The sequence below is a fragment of the Streptomyces sp. 3214.6 genome (assembly GCF_900129855.1).
GTDB lineage: Bacteria > Actinomycetota > Actinomycetes > Streptomycetales > Streptomycetaceae > Streptomyces > Streptomyces soliscabiei.
Genome location: NZ_LT670819.1, coordinates 8,123,840 through 8,145,707, shown reverse-complemented (window position 1 = coordinate 8,145,707; position 21,868 = coordinate 8,123,840). Strand labels below are relative to the sequence as shown.

Genomic DNA, 21,868 nt, shown 5'->3' with positions numbered 1-21,868 from the left:
TCGTGGATCAATGTCGCCAGGTCATGTCACCGATGGTAGACGGCTCGGACCGCGCCGCCCACCGGATTTCCGGGGACCGCGAACGTGGTGATGACCGCGGCGTGGTCGGAGGGCCAGTCGTTGTCCTCGACGTTCGGCCACCGCCGGGGGCTGCCGGTGACAAGGGTGCGGGAGTCGAGCACCCTGAGGCCCCGGTGGAGCACGAAGTCGATCCGGTCCTGCGGTTCCGGGCGTCCGCTGCCGTCCTCGTGCTCGACGTGGACCGGAGACCAGGTGGCGCCGGGCTCCCGCACGGGGTCGGGGTGTGCCACGCGGTAGGAGTCGGCGAAACCGGCGTCCTCGGCGGCCCTGGTCACCGGCCAGGCGACGTCGGGCCGGTCAAGGTGGGAGGGGCAGTTGAAGTCGCCGACGAGGACGACGGGCACGTCCGGACCCGCTTCGATCCGGCGCAGGGCGTCTTGCAGCCGCGCGAGCCGCTCCCCCTCGTGGGCGATCAAAGTCTGCGCGTCGAGATCGTCGAAGGCGGACTCGTAGGGTCCGTACGGAGCGCAGTCCAGATGGGCCGTCCACACGTCGACCTCGCTGCCGTCGACGTCGACGCGGACGCCCACCGCGCCGTAGAAGCCGACGTCGGGGTCGCCGAGGGCGGCCGTGATCGGGTGGCGGCTGATGATCCCGAGGTTCTCCCCGGCCCGGTGGTGGTACCAGCCGAGGGCTTCGGCGAGTTCCTCGGTCGCGGTGCCGTACGTCTCCTGGAGGCCGACCACGTCCACGTCGGTCTCGGTGAGGATCTTGAGCTGTTTGGCCCGGTGATCGCGGACCTTCGTCCCGCCGCACCAGAGGTTCCAGGTCATGACGCGGAGCCGGTGCGGCAGCAGTGAGCGCAGCAGCCCGGCGGTGACGCCCTGCAGGCCGGCCAGGACGGTCCGGCCGGGCGCGCTCCCGATGGGCGCCAGCGACGGCACCGCCAGCACGGTGCAGCCGGCCGCCTCGGCGGAGGTCACGCCGGTCTCGGTGTCCTCGACGGCCACACAGGCGGCCGGGTCGACGCCGAGGGCGCGGCAGGCAGCCAGGTAGGGGTCGGGGGCGGGCTTGGTGTACTCGGTGTCGTCGGCGGTGACGGTGACGGCGAAGTGGCTCGCGCCGAGGGCGTCGAGGATCGTGTCGGCGACCGCCCTGGGCGACGCGGTCACCAGGGCCGTCGGCACGCCCTCCCGGGCCAGGGCGCCGAGCAGGGCGAGCGCGCCGGGGCGCGGCACGATGCCGGTGCGGACGCGGTCCGCGAACTCCCGGTGGAGCACCTCGGCGAGCTCCGGCGCCGGCCGGCCCGTGGTGGTGGCCAGCCAGTGGGCGGTGTGCTCGACGGGACGGCCGAGCACCTCCGGCCGGTCCGCCGCGGTCAGGGGCCGTCCGGCCACCTGTTCCACCGCCTCCCACCACAGTCGCTCGGTGTCGACGAGCGTGCCGTCCATGTCGAACAGAACGGCCTGGAGGGGGAGTTGGGTCACGGTTGCCTCTTTCGGTGGGGCGATCAGGAAGTACGTTCGACGACGAGGACGGGGCGGTCGGGGAGCGAGACGTCCACCGCCGCGCCCGCCGTGAGTTCGGCGGCCTCGTGGGCGGGCAGGTCGGCCTTGACGTCGGTGCCGTCGGCGAGCCGGACGGTGACGCGGACGGCCGCGCCCAGGAAGGAGGTGGCGACGACGCGTGCGTCCCCGCCGTCCTCGGCCCGCACGCGCACCGCCTCCGGCCGAACCAGGACGTCCACGTCGGTCACGGCCGGGATCCTGCCGTCGACGGGCAGGCGGCGCCCGAGCACTTCGACGGTCCCGCCCTCGAGGCGGCCCGGGATCCGGCTTGTCGTGCCCACGAACTCGGCCACGAAGGCCGTGGCGGGCCGGCCGTACAACTCGGCGGGGGCGGCGCACTGTTCGAGCCGCCCAGCGTGCATCACGGCGACCCGGTCCGCCATCGACAGGGCCTCCTCCTGGTCGTGGGTGACGAACAGGGTGGTGATGCCGAGTTCCTGCTGGAGCCGCCGGATCTCCTCGCGCAGGGTCAGCCGCACCTTCGCGTCGAGCGCGGAGAGCGGCTCGTCCAGGAGCAGGACGCGCGGGCGCAGGGCGAGGGCGCGGGCCAGGGCGACGCGCTGCTGCTGGCCGCCGGAGAGCTGGTGCGGAAACCGTGCGCCCTTGTCGGCGAGGCCCACCAGTTCCAGCAACTCGGCTGCCCGGGAGCGCCGTTCGGCGGGGCGCACCTTGCGCATCCGCAGCCCGAAGGCCACGTTGTCGAGCGCGTCGAGGTGCGGGAAGAGGCTGTACGACTGGAAGACCATTCCGGCGTCCCGGCGGTGGGCCGGCACCCTGGTGACGTCCTCTCCGTCGACCAGCACCTCGCCGGAGTCGGGGTGTTCGAACCCGGCGAGCATCCGCAGCGCGGTGGTCTTGCCGCAGCCGGACGGGCCGAGCAGGGCGAGAAGCTCACCCGGCCGGACGGTGAGGTCGAGGCCGTCGAGAGCCACGGTCGGGCCGAACTCCCGGCGCAGGGCTCGGAATTCGACGGTCGCCGCCTGCGCCTGCGGCTTCGTCGCGGTCGTCGCTGACTTGTCGAGCACGGTCATGGGTCATCCCCGGGGAGTAGAACGGGTGCGCCCGCCGAAACCGGCGAGGACGAGGAGCAGCACCCAGGTCACGAGCAGGCTGAGCACGGACACGGCGACGGACAGCTGGGCCTGCGAGCCGCTGACGTTGACGATCCAGACGGCGAAGGGCTGGAAGCCGAGCAGTCGCGCCACGGTGAACTCGCCGAGCACCAGGGCCAGGGTGAGGAAGGAGGTGTTGAGCAGCGCGCCGCGAAGGTTGGGCAGGACGGCCTGGACGAGCGCCTGCGGCCAGCCGGCCCCGCAGCTGCGGGCGGCCTCGACGAGGGTGCCCACGTCGACGGAGCGCAGACCCGCGTCCAGGGCCCGGTACGCGAACGGCAGCGCCATCACCACGTACGCCAGGACGAGCACGACGGGGAAGTCGGGGTTCTGGATCGCCACGAACGTCTGGAACAGCGGGGTGCGCGAGAAATGCTCGGGTCCCCATTTGAGCACTGTCCCGATGCCGGCGACGAACGCGATCGGCGGCACGACCAGGGGCAGTGAGCACACCACCTCGACGACCGGCCGCAGCCGGGGCGCGCCCAGCCGCAACGCGACCATGGCGGGCACCATCAGCAGCAGGACGACGGCGATGGTGGCGATGGCCAGCTCCAGCGAGAGCAGCAGGCTGGATCCGAAGCCGTCGGTGGAGAGGATCTGGGTGTAGGCGTCGAAGGTGACGCCCTGCCCGGGCACGTCGACGGTGAAGACGACCGAAGCGGCCAGCGGCACCAGGAAGTACAGGCCGGCGAGGCCGAGGACAGCCCACCGCCACATGTTCAGGCGAGCCATCGAGCGCTCCGTCGTTGCAGGGGCAGATAGACCGCCATGACCAGGCCGGCGACCAGCACCATGTCGAGGCTGAGGGCGAGCGCCACGTTCTCCTGGCCGACGAGCACGTTGCCGGAGATGGCGTCGGCGATCTGGAGGGTGACCAGCGGAATGGAGCTGCCCACCATGGCGGCAGCGGTGGCGTACGCGGCGAAGGCGCTGCCGAACAGCAGCACCAGGCCCCCGAGCAGCGAGGGCAGCAGAACAGGCAGGGCGACGTGCCGCCAGTACTGCGCGGGGGTCGCGCCGTTGTTCTGCGCCGCCTCGCGCCACTGGGAGCGCAGCCCCTCCAGGGCGGGGGTGATGGTGAGGACCATCAGCGGGATCAGGAAGTACAGATAGACGATCACCAGTCCCCAGAAGCTGTACAGGTTCCAGCCCTGGTCGGTGAGCCCGAAGTGCCGGGTCAGCACACCGGCGTTGCCGAGCGTGGCGACGAAGGCGAAGGCCAGCGGGACGCCGCCGAAGTTGGCCAGCACCCCGGACGCGGTGAGCACGGCCTCACGCAGCGTGCGGAAGCGGGAGGTCACCACGGCCTGGGCCAGCGGCAGTCCGAGCAGCGCCCCCAGCCCCGCCGACACGGCGGACAGCTTCACGCTGCCGAGCAGGGCCGTCAGATACGCGTCCCGCAGTGAGGCGGTGAGGTTGTCGACGGTGTACGAGGTGGCGCCCGTGGCCGGGTCCTTGACGGTGAACGCGCCGTCGAGCATGGCTACGGCGGGCAGCCCGAAGGCGAGCGCGGTGAACGCGAGCAGCGGGACGACGGCGAGCCAGCCCAGCGACCGGCGCCGCCGCTTCACCTCAGCGGCGGGCGCCATGTCGACCCGTACGGCGGTGGAGGTCATCCGGAGACGGCCTTGGCCCAGCCCTGCCCGAGGACCGTCTTGGCCTTGCTCTGCTGGTCCTCGGTCGGGAAGGCGGGCGTCCCGGAGACCTCGGGCAGCTTGGCCGCGGCCGTCTTGTCGAGGGTGCCGGCCTTCTCCATGGCGGTCATCAGGGCGGGCCGGGCGTACCCCTTGAGCCACAGGTTCTGACCCTCGGCGCTGTAGAGGTACTCCTGCCACAGGCGGGCGACCGCCGGGTGCGGGGCGTCCTTGTTGATCGCCTGGGAGTAGTACTGGGAGAACTGGCCGTCGCTGGGCACGGACACCTTCCAGTCCACGCCCTTGGACTTGAACTCGTCGGCGTATCCGGCGTTGAGGTAGTCCCAGTCGATACTGATGGGCGTCTCACCCTTCTCGACGGTGGCCGGCGTCGACTCGACGGGCGTGTAGTTGCCGTTCTTCTTCAGCTTGGCGAAGAAGTCGAGACCGGGCTGGATGTCGTCGAAGGAGCCGCCGCTCGCGAGGGAGGCCGCCCAGACGCCGCCGAACGCGGAGCCGGACTTGGTCGGGTTGCCGTTGAGGGCGACCTGGCCCTTGTACTGCGGCTTGAGCAGGTCCGCGAAGGTGGCCGGGCAGGTCTTGACGCGCTTGGCGTCGCAGCCGATGGAGATGTAGCCGCCGTAGTCGTTGTACCAGCGGGCCTTCGCGTCCTTCTGCCCCGCGGGGATGTCGGCGTACGACGCCACCTCGTACGGCGCGAGCAGGCCCTGCTGGGCGGCGCTCAGCGCGAAGGAGCTGCCGAGGTCGAGGACGTCCGGTGCGCGATCCTGACCCTTCCTGGAGGTGACGGCGTTGATCTCGTCCTGGCTGGTGCCGTCGGGGCTCTCGACGGCGACCTTGATGCCGTACTTCTTCTGGAAACCGTCGATGAGGGCGCCGTAGTTCGCCCAGTCGCGGGGCAGCGCGATGGCGTTCAGCGTGCCCTCCTTCTTCGCCGCCTTCACCAGGGCGTCGAGGCCGCCGAAGTCGGCGGCGGAGGTGGCCGTGGCGGCGCTCTTGCCGTCCGCGGTGGCGGAGGTGGTCTCGGGGGCGGCGCCACAGGCGCTCAGGGCGAGTACGGCGACGGCGGCGAGGGCGCCGCCACGGACGGCGGTTCTCGGCAGGGGCACGGTCACGGCTTCTCCAGGGGGACGCGCTGGAATGCAGGAGATGAGGAGAACTTGTCTGAACAAGTTGACCTCAGTACGCACGTCGGTGGTGTCCCCTTCGTAAACACTGGCGAAACTATGAGCCCCTATTTCCCGCACAGTTGTGACCGGCTCCGAGTCGCGCCGCAGGTGGACTAGGCTGGTCAGACTGTGTACAGCAGTCGAAGCAGAGGGGAAACATGGCCGCGCGACACGAGGAGATCGCCGACGCGCTGCGCCGGGCGATCGACCGCGAGGAGTACGCGGTCGGCGCACGGCTGCCCGCCGAGACCGACCTCGCCGCCCGCTACGGCGTCTCGCGCGGCACGGTCCGCCAAGCCATCGCGGCGCTGGCCGCCGAGGGACTCATCGGATCCCGCCAGGGCGCCCGCCGCGTCGTCCTGGCCAGCCGCCGCAGCCAGAGCTTCGCCGAACTGCGCAGCTTCGCCCAGTGGGCGCGTGCGATGGGCCGCGAGGCGACCGGCCGGGTCGTCGCACAGGAGTACCGCCCGGCCGGCGCCGAGGACGCCGTGCGCCTCCAACTCCGTGACGGGACACCCGTGTTGCACGTGTTGCGGTTGCGCGGTCTGGACGGTGAGCCGGTGCTCCTGGAGCGGACCGTGTACGCGGACTGGATCTCCCCGGCCGTGGAGTCGATCGAGCCGGACTGCCCCTCGGTGACCCAGCGTCTCCTCGACGACACCGGCCTGGTCTTCGCCTACGGCGAGCATGTCATCGACGCGGTGGCGGCGGGCGCCCAGGACGCCGAGCTGCTCGCCGTCCGCCGCACCAGTCCCCTGCTGCGGATCCGCCGGGTCACGACGACCCGTGAGGGCCGCCCGGTGGAGTGGTCGGACGACCGATACCGCTCGGACGCGGTCAGCTTCAGCGTGCACAACTCGATCGAGAGCAACGCGCTGGCCCGCAAGACGGCCGAGTAGGCCGACCCACGCCGGATCGGCTCATGTCGGCGAGCCCGAGGAGAAGCGGCGCAGCAGCGGGGACAGCACCAGCACCGACTTGGTGCGCTCCACGAACGGCTCCCCCGCGATCCGCTCCAGCACACGCTCGAAATGGCGCATGTCGGCGGCGAAGACCTGGGCGACCGCGTCCGCCTCGCCGGTGACGGTGGACGCCGCCACGACCTCCTGGTAGCGCTCCAGGCCCCGCTGGATGGTCTCCGGGGAGGTGTTGCGCCGGCAGTAGATCTCGACGAAACCCTCGGTCTCCCAGCCGAGGGCCGCCGGGTCGACCCGCACGGTGAAGCCGGTGATGGCTCCGGTGGCCCGCAGCCGGTCCACGCGCCGTTTCACGGCGGGCGCGGACAGGCCGACCAGGTGTCCGATGTCCGCGTAGGAGCGGCGGGCGTCCTCGGCGAGGGCGTGCACGATGCGTTCGTCGAGATCGTTCAGCACTGTGGGTCGTTCACTTCTGGGATGTTCACTTCTCAGAGGGCGCGGGGGTGTCGGATGACGCGGGGGTCGCGGATGGCGCGGTGGTTGGTAGTCGGGAGCGGCGGTGGCCGTAGAGGAAGTAGAACACGAGCCCGACCGTCATCCAGACTCCGAAGACCACCCAGGTGACGCGGGCGCCGCACGCCCCCGGTCTTCGCCGGGGGCGTGCGGCGAGGAGCCGGCTCAGCTCCAGCTGGCGTGCAGCGGCTTGCCCTCCGCATAGCCGGCCGCGCTCTGGATCCCCACGACGGCCTTCTCGGCGAACTCCTCGAGCGAGCCCGCGCCCGCGTACGTGCAGGAGGAGCGGACGCCCGCGATGATCGAGTCGATCAGGTCCTCGACGCCCGGACGGGCCGGGTCGAGGAACATCCGGGAGGTGGAGATGCCCTCCTCGAACAGCGCCTTGCGAGCCCGGTCGTACGCCGACTCCTCGGACGTGCGGTTGCGGACGGCCCGCGCGGAGGCCATGCCGAACGACTCCTTGTACGGGCGGCCGTCCGCGTCGTGCTGGAGGTCGCCCGGGGACTCGTACGTGCCCGCGAACCAGGACCCGACCATCACGTTGGACGCGCCGGCGGCCAGTGCCATCGCGACGTCGCGCGGGTGGCGGACACCGCCGTCGGCCCACACGTGCTTGCCGTACTTCTTCGCCTCGGCGGCACACTCCAGGACTGCCGAGAACTGCGGCCGGCCCACGCCGGTCATCATGCGGGTGGTGCACATGGCACCGGGTCCGACGCCGACCTTGATGATGTCGGCGCCCGCGTCGATCAGGTCCTTGACGCCCTCTGCGGAGACGATGTTGCCGGCCACGATCGGCACCCGCGGGTCGAGGGCGCGCACGGTGCGGATCGCGCCGATCATCGACTCCTGGTGGCCGTGCGCGGTGTCGATGACGAGCGTGTCCACGCCCGCGTCGAGCAGCTGCTTGGCCTTGCCCGCGACGTCGCCGTTGATGCCGACGGCCGCGGCGACGCGCAGCCTGCCGTGCGCGTCGACGGCCGGGGTGTAAAGCGTGGCGCGCAGGGCGCCCTTGCGGGTGAGGATGCCGGCGAGCTTGCCGTCCTTGCCGACGGCCGGGGCGTAGCGCCGGTTGGCCGCGTCGAGGGTGTTGAAGGCCTCGCGCGGGTCGATGTCGGCGTCGAGCAGCAGCAGGTCACGGGACATGACGACCTCGAGCTGCGTGAAGCGGTCGACGCCGCTGAGGTCCGCGTCGGTGACGACGCCGACGGGACGGAAGTCCTCGTCGACGACGACACCCGCGTTGTGCGCCCGCTTGGGCAGCAGGGCCAGCGCGTCGGCCACCGTCTGGTGCGGGGCGAGCACGATCGGGGTGTCCAGCACCAGGTGACGGCTCTTGACCCAGGAGACGACGTCGGTGACGACGTCGATCGGAATGTCCTGCGGGATCACGACGAGCCCACCGCGCCGGGCCAGGGTCTCGGCCATCCGGCGACCGGCGACGGCGGTCATGTTGGCGACGACCAGCGGGATCGTGGTGCCCGTGCCGTCCGGGGCGGAGAGGTCGACGGCCTGACGTGATCCGACCGCGCTGCGGCTCGGCACCATGAAGACGTCGTCGTAGGTCAGGTCGTAGGCGGGCTGGATGTCGTTGAGGAAACGCACGTGCTGCACATCCCGGTCGTTCAGAGGTGACCCCCGGACAGGTCAGCCAGGGGGAGAAGCACGTACTTCATTCTCCCACGAAGGCCCGGCCGCAATGCCCGGACAGAACATCCAAGCAGCTCACGGGGGCCTTGGGAGGATCCTCCGAAGGCGGCGGCTGCGGTGGCCGCAGTCCACCCTGTCCGCCTCGTAGCGGCCCTGTCCGTGTCCGGGCTTCCGGGGGCCCGGGGGTCCGGGTGAAAGGCCGGTCGGCGCGCGGACGCGGTCGGCGAGGAAGACGGCCGGGGCCCGAGCGAGCGGTGGCGCGGCCGTCAACCGAGCGCCAGGACCACCTCCAGCGGGCGCGCGGTGCCGCGCAGGCGCTGCACGGCCTCGGTGAGGACCTCCTGCGCGATGGTCCACTCCTGCGGCGCGGTCCGCGCGTACTCCTGCCATGCCCGCACCACGATCAGTCGGCCGCGCCCGGCCGGGGTCGCGGGCAGGTCGGTCAGGGAGTCGGCGAGGGCATCCCAGTTGCGGCCGAAGTAGTCGGGCAGGCCGAGCGCGCGGGCGCAGCGGTCCATGAAGGCGGGTTTGCCGGTGACGCCGGTGAGGTCCAGTTCCGTGTGGGCCCAGCCCCCGGCGCCGAGGGCCTCGGCGAGCGTCGCGTCGGTCATCTCAGTACCGCCCTGAACATCCGGTTGTGATCACCGCTGTAGTACACCCCACCGGCGACCGCGGTGACAATGAGCCGACCCGTGGCCCGGCGGGCCGTCCGCCCCGCCCCTGCACGGGAGACGGCCGTGACCGCACGCCTTCGGCGCCGTCACGGCCGTCCCGGCATGACACTCCCTCAGATCCCGTCCGGGTCCGCCCGGTTGAGGGCCGGCTTCGGTGTCGGTCCCGCCGTCATCAGGTAGTCGGCCGCCGACGTGTCCGTCACCAGGCTGGTGACGAGACCCGAGCGCAGCACCGCGTCGATCGCGGCCGCCTTGCGCTGACCGCCCGCTATGGCGACGACCTCGGGGACGCGGCGCAGCTGGTCGGTCTTGACCGTGATGCACCGCTCGCCCAGGTCGCGGCCGACCCTGCGGCCCTCGGCGTCGAAGAGGTGCGCGGACATCTCGGCGGCGACACCGAGCGAGGCGTAGTGCGACCGCTCCTCGTCGCTGAGCATGTCGTGCACCGTCGAGATGCCCGGCTCCCAGGAGCCGATGGAGACACAGGCGACCGTGACCTTGTCGAAGTACTCGAAGGCCCGGGCGATCCCGGTCTGGTGGCGCAGGGCCTGCGCGGTGGCCGCGTCCGGCAGCAGCATCGGCGCGTAGATGGGGTGCGCGTCGCCGCCGGACACCTGTGCGGCGCGGCGGACGGCCTCGACCGAGCCGCGTTCGGCGGTCCCTGCGTCGTACACACCCGTCAGCTGCACGACCGTGCAGGGCGGCAGCCGGTCCAGCGCCGCCGCCATGTGAATGGTGGACCGGCCCCAGGCCAGCCCCAGTACGTCCCCCTCGTTGACCAGTTCGCCGAGCAGGTCGGCGGCGACTTCCCCCAGGTTCTCGGGGTCCGTGGTCTCCTCGGCCTCGGCCGGGGACTCGACCACGACGGCATGCCTGAGGCCGTAACGGGCGCGGAGCGCGTCGGAGCGCTCGGCGTCCAGTTCGGCCGGCACACGGATCTCGATCCGTACGAGATCCCGTTCGAGGGCGGTCTCCAGGACCCGGGCCACCTTGAAGCGGCTGACGCCGAACTCCTCCGCGATCTGGATCTTGGACTTTCCCTCGAGGTAGAAGCGGCGGGCCATGGCCGCCGCCTGCACCAGCTCAGCGGGTCCCATCCGCATGGCTGACCGGCCCGCCGACATACCCGACACGGCGATCTCCTCACTGCTGTTCACACTCTGGATACGCCGTTCATCCTCGCAGATCCGGCGCAGTCGATCAGCTCTGATGGGAGCCGTTCACATTCCTGTCGGCAAGTGGTTGGTTCAGTGTTCACATGCCCACGAGGCCCCGGCGGTAGCCGCCTGCGCCTGAGCCCGCAGGCCACGGACCGCTTCCGCCGGGTCGGCGGCGCCGTACACCGCCGAGCCGGCCACGAACACGTCGGCACCCGCTTCGGCGCACCGCTCGATGGTGGCGGCCGAGACCCCGCCGTCGATCTGGAGCCACAGGTCGAGGCCGTGCTTGCCGATCAGCTCGCGGGTGCGGCGGATCTTGGGAAGCATGATGTCGAGAAACGCCTGGCCCCCGAAGCCCGGCTCGACCGTCATGATCAGCAGCATGTCGAGTTCGGGCAGCAGGTCCTCGTACGGCTCGATGGGCGTCGCGGGCCTGAGGGCCATGGAGGCCCGGGCGCCCTTGGCGCGGATCTCGCGGGCGAGCCGCACCGGCGCGGCGGCCGCCTCGACATGGAAGGTGACGGACGAGGCGCCCGCCTCGACGTACTGCGGGGCCCAGCGATCGGGGGCCTCGATCATCAGATGGCAGTCCAGCGGAGTGTCCGTGGCACGGGCCAGTGACTCCACGACCGGCACACCGAGCGTGAGGTTCGGGACGAAATGGTTGTCCATGACGTCGACGTGGAGCCAGTCGGCTCCCTCGACCGCCTTCGCCTCCTCCGCGAGGCGGGCGAAGTCGGCGGACAGGATGCTGGGGTTGATCTGCACGGCCATGACCCAAGCCTGCCATGCCCTCCGGGGGTTGGGCGCATCGGTCCTGGAGGGCTACGGTGCGTTGTCCGGCGCAGGCTGTGGGTGGCCTCTCGCGCCCGCGCGGCGGAGCCGCACCTGTGTCGGCCCCGCCCCCCGTCGAACCGAGTCGACCCGGCCTCGCGGCTGCCGGGGTCGGCCGAGTCCACACAGGTGCTGGAGAAGTCGGAGATCTGAGGCCTCACCGAGCCCTTTGCATGACCATGCGAGTTGATGCATAATCTTCCTATGTCCAAGGTCCTCACCTCCCTTCCCGCCGGCGAGCGCGTCGGCATCGCCTTCTCCGGCGGGCTCGACACCTCCGTCGCGGTCGCGTGGATGCGCGACAAGGGCGCCGTCCCATGCACCTACACCGCCGACATCGGCCAGTACGACGAGCCCGACATCGCCTCGGTGCCCGGCCGCGCGAAGACCTACGGCGCCGAGATCGCGCGCCTGGTCGACTGCCGTGCCGCCCTGGTCGAGGAGGGCCTGGCCGCGCTCACCTGCGGCGCGTTCCACATCCGCTCGGGCGGGCGCGCCTACTTCAACACCACTCCCCTCGGCCGTGCCGTCACCGGCACCCTCCTGGTCCGGGCGATGCTCGAGGACAACGTCCAGATCTGGGGCGACGGCTCGACGTTCAAGGGCAACGACATCGAGCGGTTCTACCGCTACGGCCTGCTCGCCAACCCGCACCTGCGGATCTACAAGCCCTGGCTGGACGCGGACTTCGTGACCGAGCTCGGCGGCCGCAAGGAGATGTCGGAGTGGCTGGTCGCCCATGACCTGCCCTACCGGGACAGCACGGAGAAGGCGTACTCCACCGACGCCAACATCTGGGGCGCCACCCACGAGGCCAAGACTCTGGAGCACCTGGACACCGGCGTGGAGACCGTCGATCCCATCATGGGCGTGCGGTTCTGGGACCCGTCGGTCGAGATCACCGCCGAGGACGTGACGATCGGCTTCGACCAGGGCCGCCCGGTGACGATCAACGGCAAGGAGTTCTCCTCCCCCGTCGACCTGGTGATGGAGGCCAACGCCATCGGCGGCCGGCACGGCCTCGGCATGTCGGACCAGATCGAGAACCGGATCATCGAGGCGAAGAGCCGCGGCATCTATGAGGCGCCGGGCATGGCCCTCCTGCACGCCGCATACGAGCGCCTGGTCAACGCGATCCACAACGAGGACACCCTCGCCCAGTACCACAACGAGGGCCGGCGCCTGGGCCGCCTGATGTACGAGGGCCGCTGGCTGGACCCGCAGGCGCTGATGATCCGTGAGTCGCTCCAGCGATGGGTCGGCGCCGCCATCACCGGCGAGGTCACCCTGCGGCTGCGGCGCGGCGAGGACTACTCGATCCTCGACACCACGGGCCCGGCATTCAGCTACCACCCGGACAAGCTCTCCATGGAGCGCACCGAGGACTCGGCCTTCGGCCCCGTCGACCGCATCGGCCAGCTGACCATGCGCAACCTCGACATCGCCGACTCGCGCGCCAAGCTGGAGCAGTACGCGGGCCTCGGTCTGATCGGCACCGGCAGCCCCACCATCGGCGCCTCCCAGGCGGCCGCGACCGGTCTGATCGGCACCATGCCGGAGCTCCCGGAGGGCGGCGCCGAGGTCATCGCCTCGCGCGGCGAGGTCTCCGAGGCCGACGAGCTGCTGGACCGCGCCGCGATGGAGTTCGGCACGGACTGACCCCGGACGGGGACGCATCACACAGGAAGGGCCGGGCCCGACGCCGTTGCGTCGGGCCCGGCTCTTTCGACCGTTCCGGCCTCAGCCGGTCTTCCTGATCAGCGCCAGGTACATGGCGTCGGTCCCGTGCAGATGCGGCCACAGCTGGACGTCGGGGCCGTCGCCGAGCGCCGGCACGCCGGGCAGCAGGGGCCGGGCGTCGATCAGCTCGGCCTGCGGGAACTGCTTGAGCAGGTCGGCGACCACCGCCCGGGTCTCGGCGAGGTGCGGCGAGCAGGTGGCGTAGCCGACGACGCCCCCCACCCGGACGGACTCCAGCGCGGTCCGCAGCAACCCTCGCTGCAGCGGAGCGAACCCGTCGAGGTCCTCCGGCCGACGCCGCCACCGCGCCTCGGGCCGACGACGCAGGGCGCCGAGCCCCGTGCACGGCACGTCCATCAGCACCCGGTCGAAGGAACCGGGCCGCCACGGCGGCCGGGTCCCGTCGGCGGCGATGACCTGGTAGGGCCCGGGATTGCCGGCGAGGGCCTTGGCGACGAGCCCCGCCCGGTGCGGCTGCTTCTCGGAGGCGAGGAGAGTGGCGCCCCGCTCGGCGGCGAGCGCGGCGAGCAGCGCGGCCTTGCCACCGGGCCCGGCGCATCCGTCCAGCCACTTCGTGTCGGGCCCGTCGACCGGCGCGTTGGCCAGCGCGAGCGCCACAAGCTGGCTGCCCTCGTCCTGCACCCCCGCCCGCCCGTCCCGTACGGCGTCGATGGCGCCTGGCTCACCGCCCTCGGTGAGCCGCACGGCGTATGGCGACCAGCGCCCGGCGACCGCGGCCTCCTCCCGCAGCAGCTCCTCGGTGGTGGCCCGGCCGGGCCGGGCGACGAGCGTCACCTCGGGCCGCTCGTTGTCGGCCTCCAGCAGCTCCTCGATGCCGGCCCGCCCGCCGCCGAGGGAGTCCCACAGCGCGGAGACGACCCAGCGCGGATGCGAGTGCACGACGGCGAGGTGGTCCTCGGGGTCGTCGTCGTAGGGCGGGGCGACCTTCTCGACCCACTCGTCGAGATCGTGCTGGGCGACCTTGCGCAGCACCGCGTTGACGAACTTGGCGCGCCCGTCGCCGAGCACGACCCGGGCGAGCTCCACGGAGGCGGACACCGCGGCATGCGTCGGGATGCGCGTCCCGAGCAGCTGGTGCACGCCGAGGCTCAGCACATCGAGCACCGGCGGATCGACCTCGCGCAGCGGCCGGTCGACACAGGCCGAGATGACGGCGTCGTACGTCCCCTGCCGGCGCAGCGTCCCGTAGACCAGCTCGGTGGCGAGAGCCGCGTCCCGTCCGTCGAAGCCCCCCTTCTCCCGCGCCTTGCGCAGCAACGGCGGCAGCACGAGGTTGGCATACGCGTCCCGCTCGTCCACCGCCCGCAACACCTCGAAGGCGAGGAGACGGACAGGATCCTTCTGGGGCCGACGGTAGGGCTTGCCCGGCTTGCGGGAACCCTGGTGCTGATCGCTCACGAAAAAGGTGCTCCGGATTACAGGATGGGATGCGCAGACAGACTGACGTTCCAGCGTACGTCGGCGGCGGCAGCGGCAGACTTCCCGGCTTTGTGCGCCTGCCTTGCAGGGCTTGTGGGGCTTGTGGGGCTTGTGGGGCTTGTGGGGCTTGCAGGGCTTGTGGGGCTTGTGCAGGAGCGTTACGCCCCGACGGTCTCGCCCTCCCCGATCCGGACGCCGCGCGCCCAGTCGGCGGCCCGCATCGGCTTCTTGCCCTGCGCCTGCACCCACACCAGCTCCACCGCGTACGAGCCGGTGCCGACATGCACGCTGTTCTTGCCGACGGCCAGCGCGCCGGGGGCGAGATCGGTCCGCTCGGGAACCGGCTTGACCTGGATCAGCTTGAGCCGCTCGCCACGGAAGGTGGTCCAGGCGCCGGGCGCGGGGGTGCAGCCGCGCACGACGCGGTCGACGCGCAGCGCCGGCGTGGCCCAGTCGACCTGGGCGTCATCGACGGTGATCTTCGGTGCGAGCGTGATCCCCTCGCCCGGCTGCGGCACGGCCTTCAAGCTGCCGTCCGCGATCCCGTCCATGGTCGCGGCGAGCAGTCCGGCGCCGGCGAAGGCGAGCCGGGTCAGCAGGTCACCGCTGGTGTCGGTGGACCGGATCTCCTCGGTGACCGTCCCGTACACCGGACCGGAGTCGAGCCCCTCCTCGATGAGGAAGGTGGAGGCGCCGGTGATCTCGTCCCCCGCCATGATGGAGTGCTGGACGGGAGCGGCGCCGCGCCAGGCGGGCAGCAGCGAGAAGTGCAGGTTGACCCAGCCCTGGGCCGGGATGTCCAGCGCCACCCTGGGCAGCAGCGCCCCGTAGGCCACGACGGGGCAGCAGTCCGGCGCGATCTCCTTCAACCGCGCCAGGAACTCCGGGTCCCGGGGCTTGAGGGGCTTCAGCACCTCGATGCCCGCCTCCTCCGCGCGCTGGGCGACAGGAGAAGCGATCAGCCGCCGCCCCCGCCCGGCCGGCGCGTCGGGCCGCGTGACGACAGCGGCCACCTCGTGCCGCACGGAGGCGAGCAGAGCGTCCAGAGCGGGAACAGCGACCTCGGGGGTACCGGCGAAGACGAGCTTCATGAGTGGGCGGGGCCTCTCGGACGGTTCGAATGACGGGCGACACACAAGTTTATGGGGCGGGAACGACCAACGCCCCGGCACCCGAGGGAAGGCCACCGACGGCGAGAACCCCGCGTACCCCCGCCCCGGGGGGCGTACGCATATGCCCATACGCCCCCACACCGTGACCAGCGGAGCGAACCCGCGTTGGTCAAGAAAGAGTTGACCACACCTACTTCAACGCCGGTTCGAGAGGCTTGTTCATGGCCGACCATGCAACCCACGACGCCCAGGCCCGGGCCAGCCTGCACTTGCTGGTGCGGGACATCGAGCGCGTCCGCCGGCAGGTGGACGCACTGCGCACCCTCACCGCCCAGCTGGGCAACGTCTACCGCCCCCGCCGCTCCGGCCCCTCCACGGGCTTCGTCGTCTACGGGCGCGCTCCCGCCCCCACGGTCCGCCTGGCCCAGGAACTGCGGGACAGCGTCGAGACGCTGGTCACCGCGGCGGTGGACTTCGACCGTTCACTCGGCTTCTCATGGGACGCGGTGGGCTCCGCGCTCGGGGTCACCAAGCAGGCCGTCCACCGCCGTTACGGCGCCCGCCGCGCCGCGGCCCAGGCGACCACCGCCGAGGCCGACCGTCCGACGGAGCCGACCGGTGCCCGCTCGGTCGGCGTGACCACGAGCCTCCCGGCGGTTCCCACGGTCCCCGCCGCCCGCTCGATGCCTACCCAGCCGACGGCCGGCAGCCCGGCACTGCGGGATGAGGCAAGGCCGACCGCCTTCCCCGGCCCGCGCAGCGGCTGACGCACCCCGTCCGCCCCCACCACGCCTCCACCCCACACAGCACCGCACCGCTCCACCCCACCCTGCCCTCTCGGCCCAAGCCCGAGAGGGCAGCCGCATATCCGCGACCACGCAGCGCCTCACCCGATGTCCGGCGGATCGACCCGCACCCGGACAACGTCCTCCCCACCCCGGGTCGGCCGGGAAGCCCGAGCCATCCGAGCCGCCTGCGCCGCCTTCAACGCGGCAGCCAGCGCGGCGCCCCTGCCCGGCGGAACCCGGATCAACGCCCGCTCCCACTGCTCCCCGGGCGGCGGCGCCCCCGCCCGTCGAGGCCGCCCCGCCGGACCGGCCGGCACCGGAACCGGCCCCAGCACCTCCGCCTCCCGAGGCAGTTCGACGGCCTCCAGGAACGCGGCCACCGCCTCCGCGGTCCCCGACACCGCCGCCATCCGCGACACCGGCGGAAACCCCAGCTCGGCGCGCTCGGCGAGCTCCCGCACGGCGTGCCCCACGGGATCCCACCGCACCAGCGCCTGCACGGGCCGCAGCGTGGGCTCGGCGACGACGACCACGATCCCCCCGTCCCCCTGGGGCCGCACGAGCGCGGCGGCCGCGATCCAGCGGCGCAGCGCGTCCTCCCCGGCCCGCAGGTCGGGCCGGCCGAGCATGGCCCAGCCGTCCAGCAGCAGCGCGGCCGCGTACCCGCCCTCGGCGACCGGCTCGGCCCCTGGCGTGGACACGACGAGCGCGGGCGCCCCCGGCACGGTGTCCAGCACCTGCTCGCGCCCCGATGTACGCACCGGAACAGCGGGAAACGCCCGCCCCAGCTCCTCTGCGGTCCGCCGCGCCCCCACGATCTGGGCCCGCAACCGGAACGAGCCGCACTCCGGGCAGTGCCAGGCGCCCTCCTCACGCCCGCACCACCCGCACCACAACGACCCGCCCGCCGCGCCGCCGTCCCGCGCCTCCAACGGCCCGGAGCAGTGTCGGCACCGAGCGGGGGCACGGCACTGCGCACACGCCATCCGCGGCACGTACCCCCGTCGGGGCACCTGCACCAGCACCGGCCCGTGCCGCAGCCCTTCCCGGACCGTCTGCCAGGCCAGGGTGGGCAGCCGGGCGGCCCTGGCGGCCTCGTCCCGAGCGAGGTCCTGGTCCCCCACGGTGCGCACCAGCGGAGCGGAGCGCCGCACCTGCTCCCGCGCGGCGACCAACGGCCGTGCCCAGCCGCTCTCGACGAGCTGGGCACCCTCCACCGTGCAGCTCCAACCTCCCATCAGGAAACCGCACTTGTCCTGAGCGGCCCGCAGCAGCAGCACCTCCCGCGCATGGGGCTGCGGCGCGTGCTGCTCGCTGTGACTGTCGTCCCCGTCGTCCCAGAGCGCGACCAGCCCCAGGTCCTGAACCGGCGCGAACATCGCGGCGCGCGTTCCGACGACCGCCCGCACCGACCCGCGTCGTACCGCGAGCCACTCGCGGTACCGCTTCTCGGGCCCGGCGTCCGCGGTGAGCAGCGCATGCCGGCCCTCCCCCAGCAGCGCCGTCAGGGCCGCGTCGACCCGCGCGGCGGCCCGCCCGTCCGGTACGACGACCAGGGCCCCGCGACCCGAGGCGAGCGTCGCGGCGACGGCCCGCGCCAGCGCCTCGCTCCACTCGGGACCGGGCAGCGCGTTCCACACGGCCCGCGGCGCGCTCCCGGCCGCCAGCGACTCGAGGAACGCGCCACCCCGCTCGTACCGCGCCCAGGGCCCGGCCTCCGGCGCCCTCGGCGGGGGCAGCGGGGCGGGCGAGGGCCGCTGCTCGGCGCGTGCGTTGCGCGGCGGCACCGCGAGTTGCAGCACATCGGCCAGGCTCCCCGCGTACCGGTCGGCGACGGCTCGCGCCAGCCCCAGCAGCTCCTGGCTCAGCACCCGCTCGGGCGACACCACCTGGGCGAGCGCCGCGAGCGGGCCGGAGTAGTCCGATGCGGCGAGCCGCTCGATGAGGAACCCGTCGATGAGCCCGCCGCCCTCGCGGCGCCCTTCCCTGACCCGCCCGCGCCCGGCCCCGAACCGCACCCGCACCCGCACCCCCGGCTGCGCGTCCGCGTCGAGTTCGGCCGGCACCGCGTAGTCGAAGTAGCGGTCCAGGTGCAGCACACCCTTGTCGACGAGCACCCGCGCGACGGGCAACTCCTCGGCCAGTGCGGCCCCCCGCCACGTCCGGGGCATGGCTCGCGGCGCCTTGGCCTGCCGCACGCTCTCCCGAATCAGCGCGAGCTGCTCCGGTGGGGCGCCCTCGCCGGCCGCCCCACCGCCCCCCTGCCCGTTCTCGCTGCTCACGCCTGCATTCTTACCAAACGCCACTGACAACGGCCGCCCTCGGACGCTCCGCCCCCAGAAGCCGGGAGCCGCGCCCGTCCAGAACGACGTCGGCTCCCGGAACCATCAGGTCCCGGGAGCCGACGTCGTCTACAGGTTCCCCGCCCTTGCGAGTGGGGCGGAGTCCTGGCGTCAACCGCGTATCAGAGCCCCGCGGCCTTCCGCAGGGCCTCGACGCGGTCCGTACGCTCCCAGGTGAAGTCGGGGAGCTCCCGGCCGAAGTGGCCGTAGGCGGCGGTCTGGGCGTAGATCGGGCGGAGCAGGTCGAGGTCACGGATGATCGCGGCCGGACGCAGGTCGAAGACCTCGTCGATGGCCTTCTCGATCTTCTCGACGTCCACCTTGGCCGTGCCGAAGGTCTCGACGAAGAGGCCGACCGGCTCGGCCTTGCCGATCGCGTAGGCGACCTGGACCTCGCAGCGGGCGGCCAGACCCGCCGCCACCACGTTCTTCGCCACCCAGCGCATCGCGTAGGCGGCCGAGCGGTCGACCTTGGACGGGTCCTTGCCCGAGAACGCGCCGCCGCCGTGCCGGGCGAAGCCACCGTAGGTGTCGATGATGATCTTGCGACCGGTGAGGCCGGCGTCGCCCATCGGGCCGCCGATCTCGAAGCGGCCGGTCGGGTTGACCAGGAGTCGGTAGTTCTCGGTGTCGAGCTTGATGCCGTCGTCCAGGAGCGCCTTGAGCTCCGGCTCCACGACGAACTCGCGGATGTCGGGGGCCAGCAGGGAGTCCAGGTCGATGTCGCTCGCGTGCTGCGAGGAGACGACCACCGTGTCGAGGCGGACGGCCTTGTCGCCGTCGTACTCGATGGTGACCTGCGTCTTACCGTCGGGGCGCAGGTAGGGGATGGTCCCGTTCTTGCGGACGTCCGACAGGCGCTTGGAGAGGCGGTGCGCCAGGAAGATCGGCAGCGGCATCAGGGTCGGCGTCTCGTCGGAGGCGTAGCCGAACATCAGCCCCTGGTCGCCGGCGCCCTGCTTGTCGAGCTCGTCGTCGTCGCCCTCGACCCGGGACTCGTACGCCGTGTCCACACCCTGGGCGATGTCCGGGGACTGCGCGCCGATGGACACCGACACGCCGCAGGAGGCGCCGTCGAAGCCCTTCTTGGAGGAGTCGTAGCCGATCTCGAGGATCTTGTCGCGCACGAGCTGGGGGATCGGCGCGTAGGCCTTCGTGGTGACCTCGCCGGCCACATGCACCAGGCCGGTCGTGATCAGGGTCTCGACCGCGACCCGGGAGGTCGGGTCCTCGCGCAGCAGGGCGTCGAGAATGGTGTCGCTGATCTGGTCAGCGATCTTGTCGGGGTGACCCTCGGTCACAGACTCCGAAGTGAACAGGCGACGGGACACAACGCTCCCTGGGGTTGCAGCGGCTGCTGGCTGATCATTGGCGGACGCGACGGGAGCTGCGCCCGGCGTCATCCGAGAACAGTTTATCGGTCGTGCCCCACCACCGGCCCACCCGTCTCGCCTCTCGGGAGCGCTGTGACCTGCGGCACGAGCATTCTGCCGAATGCCCGGCAGCCTTGGCCAGGGGCGCCACACCCGATTCGAGCGAGCTACGAGGGAACGGCGATGCGCATCAAACAGTCAGGTCAGGCGGGTCGTCACCAGGTCCCACACGATTTCGGCCAGGGCCTCCTTCGGGCCGTGCGGCACCGGGGTCTCACTCCCGTCGGCCCCCAGAACAAGCGCCTCGTTCTCCTCGGAGCCGAATGTGCGACGCTCCCCCACCTCGTTCACCACCAGCAGATCGCACCCCTTGCGCCGTAGCTTCGTCCGGCCGTTGGCGAGGACGTCGTCGGTCTCGGCGGCGAAGCCGACAACCACCTGATTGGGGCGCGCCCGGTCGGCGGAGATCTCCGCGAGAATGTCCGGATTCCGCACGAGAACGATGGGTTCCGGTTCCTGGCCGTCCTTCTTTTTGATCTTTCCCGCCGCGTATGTCTGTGGCCGGAAGTCGGCCACCGCGGCGGCCATGACGACCGCGTCGGCGTCCGCGGCGGCCTTCAGGACCGCCTCGCGCAGTTGTACGGCCGTGCCGACCTGGACGACGTCGACCCCGGCCGGGTCGGGCAGTCCGGTGTTCGCGGCGATCAGCGTGACGCGGGCGCCGCGGGCGGCGGCGGTGCGGGCGAGGGCGTAGCCCTGCTTGCCGGAGGAGCGATTGCCGAGGAAGCGAACCGGGTCGAGGGGCTCGCGGGTGCCGCCGGCGCTGACGACGACATGCCGGCCGGCGAGGTCGGGTTCGCGCACTCCCCTGGCCAGGACACGGCGGCAGACCTCGAAGATCTCGGCCGGGTCGGGCAGCCGCCCCTTGCCGGTGTCGACGCCGGTGAGCCGGCCGACGGCCGGTTCGATGACGACGGCGCCCCGGCGGCGCAGCGTCGCCACGTTCTCCTGGGTGGCCGGGTGCTCCCACATCTCGGTGTGCATCGCGGGGGCGAAGACGACCGGACAGCGGGCGGTGAGGAGGGTGTTGGTGAGGAGGTCGTCCGCGAGGCCGTGGGCGGCCTTGGCGAGCATGTCGGCCGTGGCGGGGGCGACGACCACCAGGTCGGCGTGCTGACCGATGCGGACGTGCGGGACTTCGTGGACGTCGTCCCAGACCTCCGTGGAGACGGGGTGGCCGGACAGGGCGGACCAGGTGGCGGCGCCGACGAAGTGCAGCGCGGAGGCGGTGGGGACGACGCGGACGTCATGACCCGACTCCGTCAGTCTGCGCAGCAGCTCGCAGGCCTTGTAGGCGGCGATGCCCGCACTGACCCCCAGAACGACCTTCGGCTTGTCCACCGTCTCTCCCCGGACTCGACCTCGTACGCCGCGGCTCCCGGCGTACGGGTCCATCAGACACCACAGGCCCGGCAGTCGTGCTGCCGGGCCTGTGGAAAAACCAACTGCGAGCCGAAAATACTACTGCGCGGGACCCTCGACGGCCTCGGACGTCAGCAGTCCCGCGTTGATCTCGCGGAGGGCGATCGAGAGCGGCTTCTCGTGGACGTGGGTGTCGACGAGCGGACCGACGTACTCGAGGAGGCCCTCGCCGAGCTGCGAGTAGTACGCGTTGATCTGGCGGGCCCGCTTGGCCGCGTAGATCACGAGGCTGTACTTCGAGTCGGTGGCCTCGAGGAGCTCGTCGATCGGCGGGTTGATGATGCCCTCGGGCGCGGAGATGGAAGAGGACAC

The 21,868-nt window shown here is 72.1% G+C and carries 19 protein-coding genes; 3 read left to right on the top strand and 16 right to left on the bottom strand.

Going from position 1 to position 21,868, the window contains the following annotated elements; translation table 11 throughout:
* Positions 1-26: 26 nt before the first annotated feature.
* Genes B5557_RS36830 through B5557_RS36810 form a run of 5 tightly spaced genes read right to left on the bottom strand, consistent with a single transcriptional unit; the run spans position 27 to position 5,474 of the window.
* Entirely contained in the window at positions 27-1,508 is a 1,482-nt protein-coding gene (locus tag B5557_RS36830; protein ID WP_079663547.1) for an HAD-IA family hydrolase, read from the bottom strand.
* A 23-nt stretch (positions 1,509-1,531) separates the two neighbouring features.
* Complete coding sequence (locus B5557_RS36825) at positions 1,532-2,620, bottom strand: ABC transporter ATP-binding protein (RefSeq protein ID WP_079663546.1); 1,089 nt, start codon at positions 2,618-2,620, stop codon at positions 1,532-1,534.
* Positions 2,621-2,623: 3 nt separating this feature from the next.
* On the bottom strand, positions 2,624-3,436 hold the full coding sequence (locus B5557_RS36820) for an ABC transporter permease (RefSeq protein WP_079663545.1): 813 nt from the start codon (positions 3,434-3,436) through the stop codon (positions 2,624-2,626).
* Positions 3,424-4,320: an ABC transporter permease gene (locus tag B5557_RS36815; RefSeq protein ID WP_079663544.1), complete on the bottom strand. Its 897-nt coding sequence runs from the start codon at positions 4,318-4,320 to the stop codon at positions 3,424-3,426. The genes B5557_RS36820 and B5557_RS36815 overlap by 13 nt, the downstream gene beginning before the upstream one ends.
* Positions 4,317-5,474, bottom strand: coding sequence for an ABC transporter substrate-binding protein (locus tag B5557_RS36810; RefSeq protein WP_079663543.1), 1,158 nt, complete (start codon positions 5,472-5,474; stop codon positions 4,317-4,319). Before B5557_RS36810 ends, B5557_RS36815 begins: the two co-directional genes overlap by 4 nt.
* Before the next feature lie 212 nt (positions 5,475-5,686).
* Between B5557_RS36810 and B5557_RS36805 the strand changes: the two genes are divergently transcribed.
* Complete coding sequence (locus B5557_RS36805) at positions 5,687-6,427, top strand: GntR family transcriptional regulator (protein ID WP_079663542.1); 741 nt, start codon at positions 5,687-5,689, stop codon at positions 6,425-6,427.
* A gap of 21 nt (positions 6,428-6,448) precedes the next feature.
* On the opposite strand, the gene B5557_RS36800 is transcribed toward B5557_RS36805, so the two are convergent.
* The 5 genes from B5557_RS36800 to rpe form a co-directional block, all read right to left on the bottom strand.
* On the bottom strand, positions 6,449-6,901 hold the full coding sequence (locus tag B5557_RS36800) for an Lrp/AsnC family transcriptional regulator (protein ID WP_055638498.1): 453 nt from the start codon (positions 6,899-6,901) through the stop codon (positions 6,449-6,451).
* A gap of 222 nt (positions 6,902-7,123) precedes the next feature.
* Complete coding sequence (locus B5557_RS36795) at positions 7,124-8,566, bottom strand: GuaB1 family IMP dehydrogenase-related protein (RefSeq protein ID WP_079665191.1); 1,443 nt, start codon at positions 8,564-8,566, stop codon at positions 7,124-7,126.
* 311 nt (positions 8,567-8,877) lie between these two features.
* Entirely contained in the window at positions 8,878-9,222 is a 345-nt protein-coding gene (locus B5557_RS36790; RefSeq protein WP_079663541.1) for a barstar family protein, read from the bottom strand.
* Positions 9,223-9,398: 176 nt separating this feature from the next.
* Positions 9,399-10,442 carry a sugar-binding transcriptional regulator gene (locus tag B5557_RS36785; protein ID WP_079663540.1) on the bottom strand — a complete coding sequence of 348 codons (1,044 nt, stop codon included), beginning with the start codon at positions 10,440-10,442 and terminating at the stop codon, positions 9,399-9,401.
* A gap of 90 nt (positions 10,443-10,532) precedes the next feature.
* Complete coding sequence (rpe, locus tag B5557_RS36780) at positions 10,533-11,219, bottom strand: ribulose-phosphate 3-epimerase (protein ID WP_079663539.1); 687 nt, start codon at positions 11,217-11,219, stop codon at positions 10,533-10,535.
* Between the two features lie 264 nt (positions 11,220-11,483).
* Between rpe and argG the strand changes: the two genes are divergently transcribed.
* Positions 11,484-12,938 (top strand): argininosuccinate synthase, encoded by a 1,455-nt coding sequence (argG, locus tag B5557_RS36775; protein ID WP_079663538.1) that lies wholly within the window; start codon positions 11,484-11,486, stop codon positions 12,936-12,938.
* Between the two features lie 81 nt (positions 12,939-13,019).
* Here the strand turns inward: argG and B5557_RS36770 are convergent, their stop codons facing one another.
* Positions 13,020-14,438 (bottom strand): RsmB/NOP family class I SAM-dependent RNA methyltransferase, encoded by a 1,419-nt coding sequence (locus B5557_RS36770; RefSeq protein WP_079663537.1) that lies wholly within the window; start codon positions 14,436-14,438, stop codon positions 13,020-13,022.
* Positions 14,439-14,617: 179 nt separating this feature from the next.
* Entirely contained in the window at positions 14,618-15,550 is a 933-nt protein-coding gene (gene fmt, locus B5557_RS36765) for a methionyl-tRNA formyltransferase (protein ID WP_079663536.1), read from the bottom strand.
* Positions 15,551-15,792: 242 nt separating this feature from the next.
* Between fmt and B5557_RS36760 the strand changes: the two genes are divergently transcribed.
* The gene (locus tag B5557_RS36760; RefSeq protein WP_079663535.1) at positions 15,793-16,338 is read left to right on the top strand and encodes a hypothetical protein; all 546 of its coding nucleotides are present in this window, start codon (positions 15,793-15,795) and stop codon (positions 16,336-16,338) included.
* A 119-nt stretch (positions 16,339-16,457) separates the two neighbouring features.
* Here B5557_RS36760 and B5557_RS36755 read toward each other — a convergent pair whose 3' ends face one another.
* The 4 genes from B5557_RS36755 to rpoZ all read right to left on the bottom strand — a co-directional run bounded on the left by B5557_RS36755 (position 16,458) and on the right by rpoZ (position 21,868).
* The gene (locus B5557_RS36755; RefSeq protein ID WP_079663534.1) at positions 16,458-18,641 is read right to left on the bottom strand and encodes a primosomal protein N'; all 2,184 of its coding nucleotides are present in this window, start codon (positions 18,639-18,641) and stop codon (positions 16,458-16,460) included.
* Positions 18,642-18,823: 182 nt separating this feature from the next.
* On the bottom strand, positions 18,824-20,032 hold the full coding sequence (gene metK, locus B5557_RS36750; protein WP_079663533.1) for a methionine adenosyltransferase: 1,209 nt from the start codon (positions 20,030-20,032) through the stop codon (positions 18,824-18,826).
* Between the two features lie 240 nt (positions 20,033-20,272).
* On the bottom strand, positions 20,273-21,475 hold the full coding sequence (coaBC, locus tag B5557_RS36745) for a bifunctional phosphopantothenoylcysteine decarboxylase/phosphopantothenate--cysteine ligase CoaBC (RefSeq protein ID WP_079663532.1): 1,203 nt from the start codon (positions 21,473-21,475) through the stop codon (positions 20,273-20,275).
* A 120-nt stretch (positions 21,476-21,595) separates the two neighbouring features.
* On the bottom strand, positions 21,596-21,868 hold the full coding sequence (rpoZ, locus tag B5557_RS36740; RefSeq protein ID WP_003988945.1) for a DNA-directed RNA polymerase subunit omega: 273 nt from the start codon (positions 21,866-21,868) through the stop codon (positions 21,596-21,598).

What these genes read in the sequence shown, in the direction of transcription:
- rpe (WP_079663539.1), bottom strand. Translation starts at nt 11,219, where the DNA reads ATGGCCGTGCAGATCAACCCCAGCATCCTGTCCGCCGACTTCGCCCGC.
- B5557_RS36790 (WP_079663541.1), bottom strand. Translation starts at nt 9,222, where the DNA reads ATGACCGACGCGACGCTCGCCGAGGCCCTCGGCGCCGGGGGCTGGGCC.
- B5557_RS36820 (WP_079663545.1), bottom strand. Translation starts at nt 3,436, where the DNA reads ATGGCTCGCCTGAACATGTGGCGGTGGGCTGTCCTCGGCCTCGCCGGC.
- argG (WP_079663538.1), top strand. Translation starts at nt 11,484, where the DNA reads ATGTCCAAGGTCCTCACCTCCCTTCCCGCCGGCGAGCGCGTCGGCATC.
- fmt (WP_079663536.1), bottom strand. Translation starts at nt 15,550, where the DNA reads ATGAAGCTCGTCTTCGCCGGTACCCCCGAGGTCGCTGTTCCCGCTCTG.
- B5557_RS36825 (WP_079663546.1), bottom strand. Translation starts at nt 2,620, where the DNA reads ATGACCGTGCTCGACAAGTCAGCGACGACCGCGACGAAGCCGCAGGCG.
- B5557_RS36760 (WP_079663535.1), top strand. Translation starts at nt 15,793, where the DNA reads ATGGCCGACCATGCAACCCACGACGCCCAGGCCCGGGCCAGCCTGCAC.
- B5557_RS36815 (WP_079663544.1), bottom strand. Translation starts at nt 4,320, where the DNA reads ATGACCTCCACCGCCGTACGGGTCGACATGGCGCCCGCCGCTGAGGTG.
- B5557_RS36805 (WP_079663542.1), top strand. Translation starts at nt 5,687, where the DNA reads ATGGCCGCGCGACACGAGGAGATCGCCGACGCGCTGCGCCGGGCGATC.